Origin of the sequence: Kribbella sp. NPDC056951 (assembly GCF_042674205.1) — a bacterium.
Classification (GTDB): domain Bacteria; phylum Actinomycetota; class Actinomycetes; order Propionibacteriales; family Kribbellaceae; genus Kribbella; species Kribbella yunnanensis.
Map to the genome: position 1 here is coordinate 400,859 of NZ_JBHUQZ010000003.1, position 13,956 is coordinate 414,814.

The 13,956-nt window shown below is 68.5% G+C and carries 12 protein-coding genes; 5 read left to right on the top strand and 7 right to left on the bottom strand.

The features are described from left to right. Nucleotides 1-28 precede the first annotated feature (28 nt). Both ACFTSF_RS14830 and ACFTSF_RS14835 read right to left on the bottom strand, forming a co-directional pair. Nucleotides 29-238, bottom strand: coding sequence for a hypothetical protein (locus ACFTSF_RS14830; RefSeq protein ID WP_344144901.1), 210 nt, complete (start codon nucleotides 236-238; stop codon nucleotides 29-31). Nucleotides 239-251: 13 nt separating this feature from the next. Next, nucleotides 252-1,286 (bottom strand): LacI family DNA-binding transcriptional regulator, encoded by a 1,035-nt coding sequence (locus tag ACFTSF_RS14835; RefSeq protein ID WP_380154282.1) that lies wholly within the window; start codon nucleotides 1,284-1,286, stop codon nucleotides 252-254. Nucleotides 1,287-1,385: 99 nt separating this feature from the next. Between ACFTSF_RS14835 and ACFTSF_RS14840 the strand changes: the two genes are divergently transcribed. Next, nucleotides 1,386-2,090, top strand: a complete 705-nt coding sequence (locus ACFTSF_RS14840) for a copper homeostasis protein CutC (RefSeq protein ID WP_344144905.1) — start codon at nucleotides 1,386-1,388, stop codon at nucleotides 2,088-2,090. Beyond that, nucleotides 2,087-2,353 (top strand): DUF4031 domain-containing protein, encoded by a 267-nt coding sequence (locus ACFTSF_RS14845; protein WP_344144907.1) that lies wholly within the window; start codon nucleotides 2,087-2,089, stop codon nucleotides 2,351-2,353. The genes ACFTSF_RS14840 and ACFTSF_RS14845 overlap by 4 nt, the downstream gene beginning before the upstream one ends. Before the next feature lie 18 nt (nucleotides 2,354-2,371). Here ACFTSF_RS14845 and tuf read toward each other — a convergent pair whose 3' ends face one another. The 4 genes from tuf to ACFTSF_RS14865 form a co-directional block, all read right to left on the bottom strand. Further along, entirely contained in the window at nucleotides 2,372-3,559 is a 1,188-nt protein-coding gene (tuf, locus tag ACFTSF_RS14850; protein ID WP_380154283.1) for an elongation factor Tu, read from the bottom strand. Nucleotides 3,560-3,833: 274 nt separating this feature from the next. Continuing rightward, the gene (locus ACFTSF_RS14855; RefSeq protein ID WP_380154284.1) at nucleotides 3,834-6,215 is read right to left on the bottom strand and encodes a hypothetical protein; all 2,382 of its coding nucleotides are present in this window, start codon (nucleotides 6,213-6,215) and stop codon (nucleotides 3,834-3,836) included. A 159-nt stretch (nucleotides 6,216-6,374) separates the two neighbouring features. Then, on the bottom strand, nucleotides 6,375-8,633 hold the full coding sequence (locus ACFTSF_RS14860) for a PQQ-binding-like beta-propeller repeat protein (RefSeq protein WP_380154285.1): 2,259 nt from the start codon (nucleotides 8,631-8,633) through the stop codon (nucleotides 6,375-6,377). Nucleotides 8,634-8,655: 22 nt separating this feature from the next. Beyond that, entirely contained in the window at nucleotides 8,656-8,967 is a 312-nt protein-coding gene (locus tag ACFTSF_RS14865; RefSeq protein ID WP_344144915.1) for a metalloregulator ArsR/SmtB family transcription factor, read from the bottom strand. Between the two features lie 89 nt (nucleotides 8,968-9,056). Between ACFTSF_RS14865 and ACFTSF_RS14870 the strand changes: the two genes are divergently transcribed. Genes ACFTSF_RS14870 through ACFTSF_RS14880 form a run of 3 tightly spaced genes read left to right on the top strand, consistent with a single transcriptional unit; the run spans nucleotide 9,057 to nucleotide 12,670 of the window. Then, entirely contained in the window at nucleotides 9,057-10,250 is a 1,194-nt protein-coding gene (locus tag ACFTSF_RS14870; protein WP_380154286.1) for an MFS transporter, read from the top strand. A 15-nt stretch (nucleotides 10,251-10,265) separates the two neighbouring features. Beyond that, nucleotides 10,266-11,276 (top strand): hypothetical protein, encoded by a 1,011-nt coding sequence (locus ACFTSF_RS14875; protein WP_380154287.1) that lies wholly within the window; start codon nucleotides 10,266-10,268, stop codon nucleotides 11,274-11,276. After that, entirely contained in the window at nucleotides 11,273-12,670 is a 1,398-nt protein-coding gene (locus ACFTSF_RS14880; RefSeq protein WP_380154288.1) for a hypothetical protein, read from the top strand. Before ACFTSF_RS14875 ends, ACFTSF_RS14880 begins: the two co-directional genes overlap by 4 nt. Here the strand turns inward: ACFTSF_RS14880 and ACFTSF_RS14885 are convergent. After that, nucleotides 12,647-13,912: a PucR family transcriptional regulator gene (locus ACFTSF_RS14885; protein ID WP_380154289.1), complete on the bottom strand. Its 1,266-nt coding sequence runs from the start codon at nucleotides 13,910-13,912 to the stop codon at nucleotides 12,647-12,649. The genes ACFTSF_RS14880 and ACFTSF_RS14885 overlap by 24 nt on opposite strands. Nucleotides 13,913-13,956: the final 44 nt, after the last annotated feature.

Consider the following 13,956-nt stretch of genomic DNA (forward strand, 5'->3'; position numbering starts at 1 on the left):
AGTGCCAGACGCCACCGACAATCCCCAGTCAGCGGCAGCTAGGGCTGGGGTCGAGGCGGTCCGCGAGCCGGAGCTCGCGGGCAGCAGCAGTGCGCAGAGCTGCGCCGAGGCGGGTGCGGAGTGCGGCGATCCGGCGCGTCGGCTCCTCGTACGGCTCCTGCGGAGCGTTCGGAAGCGCTGACTGCGACAGTGCGCGAGAGTTCTCGACAGCGGTGTTTCCAGCGATGAAGTACGTCATGGTTGCTCCTTCCTCAGAGCGTCTTCGGTGCGGGTCCGCTGCTCGAGCGGACGATCAGTTCGGTGTCCAGCAGGACTTGGCGTTCAGTGGTCGTGGGGTCTAGGAGAACCCGGCCCACGCGGCGCCCTTTGTCCTTGATGGGCTGGCGGATGGTGGTGAGACCGGCCGGCTCGGCAGCTGGGATGTCGTCGAAGCCGGTCACGGTCAGGTCCCGTCCGGGGACCAGCCCGCGCACCCGCATCGCCTCCATTGCACCGAGCGCTTGTACGTCGCTCAGCCCGACGATCGCGGTCGGCCGGTCCTGGGAGTCGAGCACCCAGCTGGCACCGGCCTGTCCGGAGCTGAAGGCGTTGTGCCCGCCGGACACCAGGCGGACGTGCGCGTCCGGCATGGCCTTGAGCATGCCCTGGATGCGCAGCTCGCAGTCGGTGCACCCGATCTCGTCCCAGTCCAGCTCCACGACCCGTCCGCCGGTCAGCTCGGCCTTGTCGACCAGTACGACGAGGTCGCGGTGCCCCAGCCGGGCCAGGTGCTCGCCCATCGGGGTGGCCGCTTCGAACTCGTCGATGGCGACCCAGTCCTCCGTGAAGTCACGCTTGTCGGTGGAGACCGCGGGGATCCCGCGGGCGGCCAGAATCTCCAGTGCCGGATGGCCGTGCGGCACGCAGAAGATCGCTGCACCGTCGATCGCTGCCTGCTGGACCGCGCTGCCGTTGTCGATGTCGGTCGAGCTGAGCGGCATCAGCAGCAGACTGGTGCGGAACTCCTCGGCGACCTCGGCCAATCCGGCCAGGAAGCCGACTGCGAACGGGTCCGAGAACGCGTATGACAGCTTGTCGGTGAACAGGACGCCGATCGCGCCGGCCTTGCCGCTGCGCAGGGCCCGCGCGGATGCGTCAGGTCCGGCGTACCCCAGCTCGCGAGCGGTGGCCAGGATCCGGTCGCGCAGCGCTGCGGAGAGCTGGTCGGGCTTGTTGTAGGCGTTCGACACCGTCGACGGCGAGACGCCCACGGCCTTGGCCACGGTCTTCAGCGTCACTCCGGCCATCTCGGCACCACCTTCTGTATCGTTCTTCTAAATCGATCTAGAAAAACGATACAGAAGGTCGTGCGAGAGTGCAACAGTCTTTCCTGGGATGATGGCGGCATGGCTTCGTTGCTGGAGGTGATCGCCCTGCATCCGGCGGATGCGGAGGCGGCGCAAGAGGGTGGTGCGGACCGGCTGGAGCTGTGCGCGTCGATGGAGGCCGACGGGCTGTCGCCGTCGGTCTCGACGGTCAGTGCGATCCGCCGGGCGACCGATCTGCCGTTGCGGGTGATGCTGCGGCTGTCCGACTCGTTCACCACGAACGGCGCCGAGCTGAACCGGATGACCGCGCAGGCGCAGTCCTACCTCGCCGCCGGTGCGGACGGGTTCGTGCTGGGGTTCCTGACGCCGGACAACGTGGTCGACGTCGAGTCGGTGGCCGCACTCGCCAGCACCTTCGCCGGTACGCCGTGGACGTTCCACCGCGCGATCGACGCCGTACTGGAGCAGGCGGCGGCCTGGCGTGCGCTGCGCTCGCTGTCCGGTCTGGACTGCGTGCTGACCGCAGGGTCGTCGCTGGGCGTCGGCCACGGGCTGGACGACCTGTGCAAGCTGGCCAAGGCCGATCCGGCCGTGGCGAGCGTGATGATGGCCGGTGGCGCGCTGAAGCCCGAGCATGTGCCGTGGCTGTACCAGTCCGGCGTACGGCGCTTCCACGTCGGCTCGTCGGTCCGCCAGGACGGCTCATGGACCAAGGCCTACGTGAACTCGCGTTTCGTCCGCTCCTGGCGCAACCTGCTCGACGCACAGGACTCCCGCGGATGATCCTGATCGATCCGCCCGCCTGGTCAGCCTGGGACCGGCTCTGGTCGCACTTGGTCAGTGACGAGTCGCACGAGGAGCTCCACGCCTTCGCCAAGGCCGCCGGTATCCCGGCTCGCGGGTTCGACCGCGACCACTACGACGTACCCAGCGATCGGTACGACGACCTGATCGCGGCCGGCGCCGTACCGGTCTCCAGCCGCGAGCTGGTCAGCCGCATCACCGCCGCAGGTCTACGGCACCGCAAACGGCCCCCAACCCGTTGAGGGTTGAGGGCCGTTGCGTCAGTCGAGCAGTTCGGTGACTGTGCCTGCGGCGACGGTGTGACCGCCTTCGCGGACTGCGAAGCCGAGGCCGACGTTCATGGCGATCGGCTTCACCAGCTCCACGGCCAGGTCGACCGTGTCACCTGGCATGACCTGTGTGGTCGTACCGAGGTCGATACCGCCGGACACGTCCGTGGTCCGGAAGTAGAACTGCGGCCGGTAGTCCGCGGCGAACGGCGTGTGCCGGCCGCCCTCGGCGGTGGACAGTGCGTGCAGTGTGGCCCGGAACGCGCGGTGCGGACGCACCGTGCCGGGTACTGCGACCACCATGCCGCGACGAACCTCGTCCCGCTTCACACCGCGGAGCAGGATCGCCGCGTTGTCACCGGCCTGTACGACGTCCAGCGTCTTGCCGAACGTCTCCAGCCCGATCGCCGTGCTGCTGACGGTCTCACCGAGACCGACCACGTCGACCGCTGCACCGACCTGAAGCGTGCCGCGCTCCACCGCACCGGTGACTACTGTGCCCCGGCCGCTGATCGTGAGCACGCCCTCGACCGGCATCAGGAACGGCTCGGTCAGCTCGCGCTCCGGGGTCGGAACGTAGCTGTCCACCGCATCCAGCAGCTCACCGATCGCAGCGGTCCACCGCGGGTCGCCCTCCAGCGCCTTCAGGCCGGAGACGCGCACCACCGGTACGTCGTCGCCCGGGAAGCCGTACTCCGACAGGAGCTCACGGACTTCCAGCTCGACCAGGTCGAGCAGCTCGGGGTCGTCGACGATGTCCGCCTTGTTCAGCGCGACCACCAGGTACGGCACGCCGACGCGCTGCGCGAGCAACACGTGCTCCCGCGTCTGCGGCATCGCACCGTCCTGTGCGGACACGACCAGGATCGCGGCGTCCACCTGGGCGGCACCGGTGATCATGTTCTTCACGTAGTCGGCGTGCCCGGGCATGTCGATGTGCGCGTAGTGACGGGACGCGGTCTCGTACTCGACGTGGCTGATGTTGATGGTGATACCGCGCGCGACCTCCTCCGGCGCCCGGTCGATCCCGTCGAACGCGACGAACCGGTTGGCGGCCGGGTCGCGCTCGGCGAGCACCTTGGTGATGGCGGCGGTCAGCGTGGTCTTGCCGTGGTCGACGTGACCCATCGTCCCGATGTTGAGGTGCGGCTTGGACCGCACGAACTGGCTCTTGGCCATGAGTTTTCCCTTGCTGGTCAGAAGATTCTGGACGAGTCCAGGACCCTCCGGCTGGCCTCCCGGCGCTGTCACCGCGCGGAAGGGGGCCGGTCTCGGGCCACCCTCCTCCGCGGGTCCTGATCAGCAGGAAGAGGGTCGGCTATCGACTGACGCGGCAGCCCACGTGGGAGCGCCCGTCAGGCCGGTGCCTGACAGGAACAGCTCGAAAACCACGCGGTACATGCGGATCACGTTAGGTAGTAACAGTGCCTACCGCAACGGAATTCCCGAGTGGTCAGTTCAGGGCGAACAGCCGGGTGCCGTCGGAGAAGACGGGCCGCGCACCGGCCACTGTGGTGACCGGCTTGTTGCAGGTGACCTCTTCGGAGCGGGCGACCGATGCGGCCGTCGGGCCGGGCAGGATCGGCCGGGGCTGGATGCCGGCGGTACCGATCATCACTGGTGAGCAGCTGCCGTTCGGCTGCGGCATCAGCGTGATCACTCGCCCGTCCGGCAGCAGTGCGAACCCGTCCCGCGGGTACTCGGGCTGCTGCAACTTCGGTGGCACCTGCAGCAGGTGGTGCCACTGCGGAGTGCCGTCGGCCGGGTTCGCCGCCGAGACGTCATAGGTCTGCGGCGCGGAGGGGTCCGTAGCGTTCCGGCAGGTGATCAGCACGAGTGATGCGTGGGTTGCGGCGAGCTGTGCGTCGCACGATGCCGGTCCGAGCCGCGGCCGCGGCGTACCTGGCACTGAGGTGGTCCAGCTCATCCGGCCCTCGCCGACATCGATCGACCACTGGTTGAGCGTTCCGCCCGCAGCAGCGGTCCAGATCAGGCCGGAGACCTCACGGGTGTCCGGTACGGCGACCAGGTCGCCGACCCAGGTGTCCGGGTCCAGCTCGGCGCTCAGGTCGAACCGCTGACCCAGGTCGACCTCCCAGAGCTGGTCACCGGTCTTGAGGTCCAGACCCCGCACGACTGCGCCGTTGCCGGCACACGCGTCGACCACGATCGCCTGGTCGCTCAGCAACTCGCCCTGCGTCACGTTGCAGCGCAGCTGCGTCCGCCAGTGCGTCGGGTTGCTCACGCCATGCGCGGCGACGTAGTTGCCTTCGGAGATCAACAGTTGGTCTTGGTTGACGGCCAGCGCCCGGCCGTCGGTGTGAACCTCGGTGAGCACGTCACCGGTCACTGCGTTCAGTACGGCGTACGTCGGCAGGTCGATACCGGTCGGTGCGCGATTCCCGGCGTACGGGAGGTTGGCGGCGACGATGCGGCCGTCACCGGAGACCAGCAGTCCCTTCGAACCGCTGGAGGCTGCGTCATCGACATCTGCCCGCGCGTACCGCCAGCGGATCTGGCCGGAGTTCCCGTCGGACATGACCACGCCGTCCGGTCGCAACTCGGCCACGCCGCCCGCCGTACCGGCAATGGCGCCGGCTGCGGGTACTTCGCGCGTCCAAGCGAGCGTGCCGTCGAACTGGACCGGCAGCTGAGTCGGTTCGGCAGTGGTCGTCGTACTGACCGTGTTGGCTGTCTCCAGTCGTGCCTGCACGAACGGCTCGCCAGCCGACACCACGATCCACGCCAGCAGGGCTCCACATACAGCAGTGGCGGCTACACCCAGCCACTGCGGCGGAGACTGCGAGTACGGCGGTGCGCGGCGAAGCCGGCGTGCCAGAGCCAGCAGACCGCCGGAGAGAATGAGGGTGATCGACGCGAGCAGCAGGTACGGCCAGCGCTCCGACATCGCGGCACCGGGCTGTGCGGCCGGCCAACGCCACCAGCAGATCCCGACCGCGATCACACCGGCTACTGCGAACAGCAGCGCCGGAATAGCCAGCAGTCGCTGCTGTGAGCGCCGGAACCACGCACAGCCTAATGCTGTGGCTGCTGCGGTTCCTGCGATCGGAGCCCACACCGGGAAGCCGGTGAGGTCAGAGGGGTCGGCCGGCCACTTCGATGCGGCTCCAAGGCCGCGACCGAGCAGGACCGACGCGGCCACGACCGCACCGAGCGCAGCGCCGAAGTAGACGATCGGGATCAGGCCGCCGATCGGCCGGGCCGCCTTAGGGCCCCAGGAGTCGAGCTCCCGGTCCAGATTGGCGCGCGCGGCTCGCTCCCACGCGTCATGGCCGGCACTGGTCGCATAGAGGTCGGTCTCGGCCAGCCCTTGCAGGAACGACATCCGGCCGCGAGCGAAGTCGCGGTCGTCGATGTGCGCGTACTCCTGCCGGATGCCGGCCGCGTACTCGTCGTACCGGTCCGCGGGCATGCTCAGGATGCGCAGGTCGGCGTCGCACAGTACGGCGCCGTTCGCGTCGTCGGGCGCACAGTCGTGCTTGGCGGTCAGCCGGACCAGGCGACCGACCTCCTCGACCTTCGCGGCGTCGACGCCGTACGCGGCGAGCTCGAGCTCGGCCAGCTGGGCCGAGACCTCTTCGTTCTCACCGGGGTCGGCCTGCGGGTCGTAGATCGCGTCGTGGAACCAGGCGGCCAGCCGGACGGTGTCCGCATCGTCGGCGGCGTCGGCGAGCTCGTCCACCGTGCGCAGGACCTCGGTCAGATGCCGCTGGTCGTGATAGTGCCGATGTTGCTCTGCGTAACGAGCCAGCAGATCATCGCCCAACGGCTGCGCGTGCGGCAGCAGGCGATTCCACTGGTCGCGCAGGTCCATGGCAGGGAGTCTCGCACCACCAAGGAGTCCGTACCGACCGATCTCGGGCTCCCGGAGACGGTCGTGGCCAAAGCGATACCGGCTCGTCACCTAGCCGCTTCGAAGGGTGCTCACAGCATCGAATTGCACTGTTGGCATTGCGTTGTGGATCACACTGAGTTAGCGCAAGGCGATGACAGCGTTGTCCCCGGTCACCAGGACCTGATTACCGACCGCAAAGGCGTCGCGACTGCAGGTGATTCCGAGGGGTAACCGGACCTGGCGGAATCCGGCCCGCTCGATCACGTTGGCCGAGCAGGCTTCGGCGTCCCGGCTGAGTGAGACGACCCGGCCGTCCGCGGTCACCGTGACCTTGGCCCGCGGGTCCACTCGCGCGGTGACCTGCCAGGCGGTCCGGCCGGTGGCGGTGTCGATCGCAGTGACGACGGTGTGCCGGTTCTCGATCGTGCTCGGTCCAGGACAGTCGACGACGATCAGGTACCGGCCGGCGGCGTTCAGCAGCGTCCGGCAGGCCCAGGTCTGTGGCACCGGCCAGCGCCACTTGACCGCACCGGTCCGCGGTTCGATCGCCGTCAGAGCCTCCGGTACGTCGGAGTCCCCACCCGGCTCGGCGACCACGACGAGTCCGCCCGCGACGACCGGACGCCGGTAGGTGTCGGTCGCAGTCTTGGTCCACAGCTTCTTGCCGGACTTGAGGTCCAGCCCGGTCACTGCGTCCGGCTGGTCGCCGCAGTTCCCCAGGAACGCGACGACCGCGTCCGTGGAGGCGACTGCGTCGAGATCGGAGCAGTCACCCGGCTTGAAGGTCCACCTCTCGTGGCCGTTCGGATCGAGACCGTGGAGCTTGTCGGAACCGTGCAGGACGCGCTCGCCGGTCAGCAGCGGCTGTGCCTGCGCGATGAGGTGGTCACGCGTCCGCCCGGGCCAGGCGGCTTTGCGCTGACCAGTGTTGGCGTCGAGCAGCAGGTAGCCGACATCGGGGAACTCCGCGAGCACGTACTCGCCATCACCGGTCGCCACGATGGTCGGCCGCTCGTCGGAGTCGGACCGGCTGTAGCGCCAGCGCAGATCACCGGTCGCGGCATCGAGCATGTCGACGACACCATTCGGTCGCGGGATCGCGATGCCGTATTGCGTGCCGATCGCCTCTTCCGCACCGGCACCGAGCGTCGCCTTGCTCACCCAGGCGACCGCGCCGTTCAGAGTGGACGGTGTGGCCTTGCCTGCCGGGCGGGGTGACAGTTCGACTCGCTCGTTCGTGCTCAGGACGTAGTTGCGCGCCAGCGGCTGCACGATCAGCAGCAGGGTCAGCGCGACAACCCCTGGTACGGCGAGCCAGGCCAACTGCTGCCCGAGGTTCCGGCTCGGGAGGAAGCGTGCGGTTCTGGTGCGTAGTAAGGAGCCTGCGAGTGCTGCTCCACCTGACAGCAGGAGGAGCAGTAGTGCGGAGATCAGCAATGGCACTCGGAGGCCAACGCCAACCGCTGGGTTGGTCCGCGGCGCCTGTGCCCAGGCGATCAGTAGTCCGGTGACAGCAACCGCCAGTACGGCGCCCGCGACCAGACAGGCTCGTTGACTCGAACTACGCGCGCAGCGGAACAGCACTGGTGCGCTGATGAACGCAAGTACGGCCAAGGCGACTGGCGGCCAGCCGGCCTCGCCGGGTGCGGTCGGAATCTGCCAGGAGGCGCCGGCGGCAGCGATCGCGACCACAGTGGATCCGATCGCGCAGAACATTGCTGTAGCGGTGAGGGCGGCCTGCTGCCAACCACGCCAGGGCGCAGGCAGTTCACTGTCGAGCCCGGCCAGCTCGGTCTCCAGGTTGACCCGGGCGACCGGACTGAGGCGTTGCCTGGCGAGCTGGGTGCGGTAGAGGTGACCATCGAGCAGCTCGCGCACGTCGTCGTACCGCTGCTCCAGTGCGCTCCGGCGGTCACCGACATCCCGCCGTACCTCGGCAACGTGGACGGCGTACCGGACCGGGTCGGCGGACAGGATCGCGTTGACCGCATCAAGCAGTACGTCGCCATTGGCGTCTCGCCGGGGCGGTGCGTACGAGTCGGTCGGTGGTGCGGCCAGTTCGCCGGTCAGCCGGACCAGGCGGGCGACTTCGGCGACCCGGATCGCCGCGACGCCGTACTGGGGGAGGAGTCGCTCGGCCAACCGTGCTGATGCCTCGGCATCCTCGGCTGGAGTGCCACCGGGTTCGTGGACCGCGCGGTGGAACCAGGCCGCGAGCCGGACCGACGTGGGGTCGGTCGACAGCTGGATGAGCGATTCCAGTGCCGTCAGCACGATCTCGAGGTACTGGTCGCGATAGGCGCGCCTGTTGCGCTCGACGTACTGAGTGATCAGCTCGTCGGCGAGTTCGCCAGGACCGGGCACCAGGCCGTCCCAACGTGCGCGTAGCTCGACCACAGCGCCAGTCTGCCAGCCGCCGCTACTGGTCGGCCGACAGCACTCCGGTCAGCAGGCCCGGGTAGAGCGCATCAAGGTCCTCGCGGCGCAGACTGCTGATCCGCCGCGTGCCCTCGGTGTGAGTGGTCAGCACACCGGCCTCGCGCAGGGTGCGCAGGTGGTGCGCCCGGGTAGAGGGCGTGACGGGCAGCTCGATCTCGCCGCAGGCGATGCCCTCCGGGGTGTCCGCGAGCGCGCGAACGATCTGCAGCCGCACCGGCTCGCCGAGGGCCTGCAGAACCGCCTCGACGCGGATCTCGCCCCGGTCCGGCTGGGGGAGCTGTTTCCTGGTCATGGGTCCATAGTACGACGACTGTCGAACTTCGATGAGTTTCGTAGTACGATCTTCATCGAACTACTCGACTCCTCCCCGGGAAGGACCTCATGTCCGCACGGATCTACCTGCTCGGTGCTGGTGCGTTCGCGGTCGGCACCAGCGCGTATGTCGTGTCCGGCGTGCTGCCCGATGTCAGCTCCGAGCTCCACGTCTCGCTGACCGCCGCAGGTCAGCTCGCCACCGCGTTCTCACTCGCGTACGCCGTCGGTGCGCCGATCCTGGCCACGTTGACCGGCCGCTGGGAGCGCCGCACGCTTCTGATCGCCGCACTCGTTCTGGCCGCGCTCGGCAACCTGATCGCCGCCGTGGCGACCAACTACCCGGTGCTGGTCGCCGGGCGGGTGGTGGCTGCGTTCGGCGCTGCTGCCTACACGCCGGCGGCCACTCTGTTCGCCACCGGACTGCTCCCACCTGAAGAGCGTGGTCGAGCAGTTGCGGTCGTCTTCGGCGGTCTGACGTTCGCACTGGTGCTGGGTGTGCCGGCCGGCAGTCTGCTGGGCCCGACCCTTGGCTATAAGGGTGTCTTCGCGCTGATCGCGGTTGTCGCAGTGTTGGTTGCTCTGGTCGAGCGGACCGCGCTTCCGAAGGTTCCTGCGCCACCTGTGGTCGGGCTGCGTGAGCGGTTCGCCGGACTGGCCGACCGTCGCGTTCAGATCGTCCTGGCGATGTCGGTGCTCGGTGTGCTCGGTGCCTTCAGCGTCTACATCTACATCGTGCCGCTGCTCAAGGAGACGGCCGGTCTGACCGGCAACGTCACCGGCGTCCTGCTGCTCGTGTACGGCGTTGGTGCGGTGGTCGGCAACCTGATCGGCGGCCGCGCCACCGACCGCTTCGGCAGCATCCGCACCCTCATCGTGCTGCTGATCGGAATCATCCTGGCGGTCAGCACACTGGACCTGACGGCCACCAGTGCAGTGGGCGCCGGCGTGGCCTTGTTCGTCTGGGGCATGTTCACCTGGGCCTTCAACCCGCCTATCCAGAACCTGCTGCTGGAGCTGGGCGGTGGACTGCTGATTGCACTCAACGCCTCGGCGATCTACCTCGGCGCCGGACTGTCCGCAGTGGTCGGCGGTCTGGTGATCCAGGTGGCCGGACTGCGCTACCTGCCCCCGCTGGCCGCCGTACTGTCGCTGATCGTGCTGGCGCTGACACTGACCCTGCGGCGTGACCCAGGGCTCGAAGACATCGAAGAACTCGAGCATGTCGAAGAGGAGTCGGTAGCGGTTTCGCCCTCTGCCTAGGGCAAGGTAGCGGCCATGCGATTGCTGGCCGCGCTGATGCTGCTGACCACCACGATGACCGGAGCGGCTGACCCCGCTCCGGTCATCGACGGGTGGAAGAAGTCACCCGTGTACGTCGATTCCACGCAGCGCTCGCTGGTCCCGGACCGGGATGCGGACGAACTGCGGTCGCGGATCGACGGGCGCGTTCCGGCGATCCGGATCGCGGTGGTACCGGCGGCCGTGCTCAACAACGGCGGTGGCGACAACGGGGCCGCAGCCAAGGCCTATGTGGATGCACTGGTCGACAAGCAGGCTGCGGACGGCGTGTACCTGGTCGTGTTCGGCGGTGCGCTCATCTGGGGGAGTGCGGTTGGGGTGGACACCCCGATCGCGAACATCCTGACCGAGGAGTTGGCCAGGCACAGCCGGTCCGATCCGGTCGGCACACTCAACGGGGTGCTCGACCAACTCGACGTACCGAAGGCATCTGCTGGTCCGCCGGGCTGGATCTGGTTGGTGGGCGCACTGGTCGTCATGCTCGCGGGGCTGGGACTGGTCCGGCGCTGGTGGAAGGCCCGGCCGGCCAAGGACTCGGGGCCTGCGCTGTACCGGCCGTCGTACGACGTACTGCCGGACGAGGCGGACACGCTGACCGAGCGACAGGCGCTGGCACGTGAGGACGTCACGCGGTTCGGTGAGGAACTGGATGCGGCAGACGTGCGTCTGGATGGCGTGGACAACGCAGCGGATGTGCAAGCAGCACTGGATGCGTACGCCGATGCCGGTCGGGTGGTCAACGGTGATCTGGATGACGACGAGCTGCTCGATGTGCGCGCTCGTGTCGAGTACGGGCGCTGGCGGTTGGCCTGTGCGCAGGCACTGGTCGCAGGCACGCCCGCACCGCCGCGCCGGGCACGCTGTTTCTTCGACCCAGCACATGGCGTCTCGGTGACCGACTGGATGTTCACACCCGGCGGCGGCCAGCCGCGGGAGATCCCGGTCTGCAAGTCCTGCCAAGCCCGCCTCGCAAGGAGTGGACGATGAAGCGCCTACTTGCAGTACTGGCCCTAGTAGTGCTCCCGGTGCTGCCGGCCCAGGCCGCGACCACACCGGACGCCTATCTGAACGAGGTGGCCGCGAACCTCGGTGACACCGGGGTGTGGGTCGATCCCGACGTGGACGAGCTCAGCGCGAGCGAGGTCGCGGAACTGAACGCGGCGGCCAAGAACGCGGCAGCGCCGATCCGGATCGCGGTTATCCCCGCAGACAAGATTCAGACCGGCGGCAGATACTCGTCCAGCCTCGCTTGGGAGGGTGAGGAGATCGCCGACCAGTTGTACGACCGCGTCGGTGTCGAAGGTGTGTACGCCGTACTGGTCGACGCGAGCTCGCAGAGCAAGGGTCGTGGCTTCCATGCGGTGCAGCGCGCCGACCATGGCCCGACGTACCACGTCGAGGACGCAGTGGACTCGGCCGTGGACTGCTGTGCGCCGAACTACGAGCGGATGCTGGAGCGATTCATCCTGCGGGCGCAGGTGGTCGACAAGCCTTGGTACGTAGACATTGCGCCGTGGGCCGGTGGCATTGGCGGAGTGTTCGGTCTCTGGTGGGGCATCGTCACGCTGGGAGCGCGTAGAGCGCGGCGGAGCGACGAGAAGGCGCATCTGTCAGTCGCCAGGCCGATGCTGAACGAAGAGATCATCGCGCTCTCGCAGCAGGTGTCAGAGCTGCCTGCGACGAGTGAACCGCAGCAGGCGAAGCTGTCGAAGGATGTGCTCGACACAGTCGAGAAAGCTAGGCACCGCTTGGATGCGGCCAAGGGTGACGCCGACATCGAGGCCGTGACGACCCTGCTCGGCTCTGCGCGCTACGGGCTGGTGTGCATCGACGCCGTACGAGCTGGGCAGCCGATCCCGGAGCCGACACCGCCGTGCTTCTTCGACCCGCGGCACGGGCCCAGCTCGGCAGAGGTCGAGTGGCAGCCAGAAGGTGGCACCACCCGCAAGGTGGACGTGTGTGCGGCTTGCAAGCAGCGCGACGAAGCCGGTGAGCAGCCGCAAATCCGGATGGTCACGCTGTGGCGGGACGCCAAGCCCTACTGGACATTCGGCGAGGAACTGGCCGCGTACATCGACGGCTACTGGTCACAGGGCGACGGGCGACGCTGGTGGTACCCCGAAGAGAACACGCGGCGAGCCGGCGAGCGCATGCGCTCACGCTGGGCCTCTCGCCGAGCAGGTGCTCGCTTCGGGCGCTGGAGGGACGACGTCGGTACGTCGATCAGCAGCTGGGAGTCGTCCCGCAGTTCGTCCAGTGATGGCGACAGCGGCTGGTCGAGCGGGTCGTCGCGGCGGTCCTACTCGTCGCGCACCCGGTCCAGTGGTGGTGGCTCGTCCCGACGGTCGTCGCGTCGCTCAGGCGGGTCCCGCGGGTTCTAGCGGGGCCTTCGCGGACAAGGCGATAGTCAGGTCGAGAACGACCTGTGGATCGTCCAGACGCGGACCGAAGAGCTGCCGGAGCTGGGTCATGCGGTAGCGGACAGTCTGCGGGTGGATGTGCAGGGCCGCGGCGACATCGTCGCGGCGGCCCAGGTGCAGCAGCCACTCGCGCAGTGTCTCCGTGAGACGGTCCGCCGTGGCTGGGCGCAGGTCGTCGAGAGGTGCCAGCACCTGTCGACGGAGATCGTCGAGAGCCGTCGGGTCCGAGGTGACGACCAGCGTGGCCAGATGGCTCTCGGTGTCGACGACTGCGTCCGCGCCGGCGGTGAGCTGGAGTCTGCGGGCCTGCAGAGCGCGCAGGTACGACGTACGCACGGTCGTCCACGGTTGTGCCGGACCGACGGTGGCTTGGCGCCCGCGGAGAGTTCGCAGCAGGGTGGTCCGGGCCGACCCATCAGCATCGGCGACCAGCAGAACGCCCAGCTCGGCGGGGTCCTCCTCGCCCAGCGGATCGGGAGTGGTGAGATCGGCCAGGTCGTCGTCCGGGTGCAGGGTCCGTGGATCCAGGGCTCCGAGGACGCCTCGGAGGTGTGCGCTCGGCAGGATCACGGCGGTCAGCGTCCGCGGTGGATCCCAGTCGGCCTGCTCGGCCTTGCCGATCAGGTGCTCGCGGGTGTCGCCCTGCAGCAGGCTGCGGCTCAGCACCTGGAGATAGCGTTGCCGGACTCGTCCAGTGGTGGCCAGCTCGTCGGTGTGGCCGGAGACGCTCGCGGCGGACAATTCGTCGATGTAGGCGAAGACGAGTTCGGCGAACTTGGCCACCGTATCCGCGGGCAGGCTGGCCTCGACCGCCGTACGGGAGAGCTCTCGCCAGGACACCCGGGCGCCGACGCGGTAGGCGGCGAGCAGGGCGTCCATGCTCCGGCCGCTGCGGGCCTCGCCGCGACCCAGCACGTACGCAGCCTCGAGTGTGGGCGCGAGCGGCGTACCGGGCTCGCCGCTGCTGGCCAGCCGCAGGAAGCCGCCGAGGGCGAACTGGACCGCGTTCTCGATCTTGGCGCCCATCGGTCCGGCCAGCGCATTGGTGTAGCCGGGGACCTCGACGATGATCGCGGTCACCGTCAGGCCCGCGATCTCCGGCAGGCGGGCGCGGAGGAGCTCGATGGCCGCTTCGCCGAGCTTCAGCTCGGCGGCTCCGCGGGCCGTCCGGCTGGCGTGCCGGGTGGGGTCAGTGGCCGACAAACTGTTCCCTCCGAACAAGGTCAGGTTTCAGATTCACCGTCTTT